The organism is Lentilactobacillus kosonis (assembly GCF_003864335.1).
Lineage (GTDB): Bacteria > Bacillota > Bacilli > Lactobacillales > Lactobacillaceae > Lentilactobacillus > Lentilactobacillus kosonis.
Genome location: NZ_BEXA01000020.1, coordinates 1 through 963 on the forward strand (window position 1 = coordinate 1; position 963 = coordinate 963).

Annotated in this window: 9 tRNA genes; all 9 read left to right on the forward strand. The window is 48.1% G+C overall.

From position 1 onward, the window contains the following. Positions 1-13 precede the first annotated feature (13 nt). The 9 genes from NBRC111893_RS10530 to NBRC111893_RS10570 all read left to right on the forward strand — a co-directional run bounded on the left by NBRC111893_RS10530 (position 14) and on the right by NBRC111893_RS10570 (position 860). Positions 14-105, forward strand: a tRNA-Ser gene (locus NBRC111893_RS10530). A gap of 16 nt (positions 106-121) precedes the next feature. After that, positions 122-193 (forward strand) — tRNA-Glu (locus NBRC111893_RS10535). 8 nt (positions 194-201) lie between these two features. Then, positions 202-274 (forward strand) — tRNA-Val (locus NBRC111893_RS10540). A gap of 18 nt (positions 275-292) precedes the next feature. Beyond that, positions 293-367: transfer RNA gene (locus NBRC111893_RS10545), tRNA-Asp, on the forward strand. Between the two features lie 56 nt (positions 368-423). Continuing rightward, a tRNA-Phe gene (locus NBRC111893_RS10550) sits at positions 424-496 on the forward strand. Positions 497-501: 5 nt separating this feature from the next. Continuing rightward, a tRNA-Tyr gene (locus NBRC111893_RS10555) sits at positions 502-584 on the forward strand. Between the two features lie 4 nt (positions 585-588). Next, positions 589-659, forward strand: a tRNA-Trp gene (locus NBRC111893_RS10560). A 14-nt stretch (positions 660-673) separates the two neighbouring features. Next, a tRNA-His gene (locus NBRC111893_RS10565) sits at positions 674-746 on the forward strand. Positions 747-789: 43 nt separating this feature from the next. Then, positions 790-860, forward strand: a tRNA-Cys gene (locus tag NBRC111893_RS10570). Positions 861-963: the final 103 nt, after the last annotated feature.

The following is a 963-nucleotide window of genomic DNA, read 5'->3' on the forward strand; positions in this document are numbered from 1 at the left end:
TTATTATTTGAATGGAGAGTTGTCCGAGTTGGCCGAAGGAGCATCATTGGAAATGATGTAAACGGGTAAACGCCTGTTTCAAGGGTTCGAATCCCTTACTCTCCGTTAATAATAAAGATATGACCCGTTGGTCAAGTGGTTAAGACACCGCCCTTTCACGGCGGTAACATGGGTTCGAATCCCGTACGGGTCACTTTTCATGGAGGATTAGCTCAGCTGGGAGAGCATCTGCCTTACAAGCAGGAGGTCACAGGTTCGATCCCTGTATCCTCCATTATTCATAGCAGCAATTGGTCCGTTGGTCTAGTTGGTTTAGGACGCCTGCCTGTCACGCAGGAGATCACGAGTTCGAGTCTCGTACGGACCGTTGTTATGTATTACAATTGAATACACAACATTATATAACATTATACTCTGGTATTTGGCTCGGTAGCTCAGTTGGTAGAGCAATGGATTGAAGCTCCATGTGTCGGCAGTTCGATTCTGTCCCGCGCCATTTATGGAGGGGTAGCGAAGTCTGGCTAAACGCGGCGGACTGTAAATCCGCTCCTTCGGGTTCGGTGGTTCGAATCCACTCCCCTCCATCTTAGGGATATAGTTTAATGGTAGAACTACGGTCTCCAAAACCGTCGGTGTGGGTTCAACTCCTACTATCCCTGTTAATAATGTTATGGCGGTATTGGTGAAGTGGTTAACACATCGGTTTGTGGATCCGACACGCGTGGGTTCGATTCCCACATACCGCCCTTTAGATTGGTTGATAGCCAAGTGGCAAGGCAAAGTTATCCTGGCGGTATAGCCAAGTGGTAAGGCAGAGGTCTGCAAAACCTTTATCGTCGGTTCGAATCCGATTACCGCCTTTTCCAATCTTATTTTATATAAGGCATTTTGCCGGAGTGGCGGAACTGGCAGACGCGCTAGACTCAAAATCTAGTGTCCGTTAGGACGTGTGGGTTCGAACCC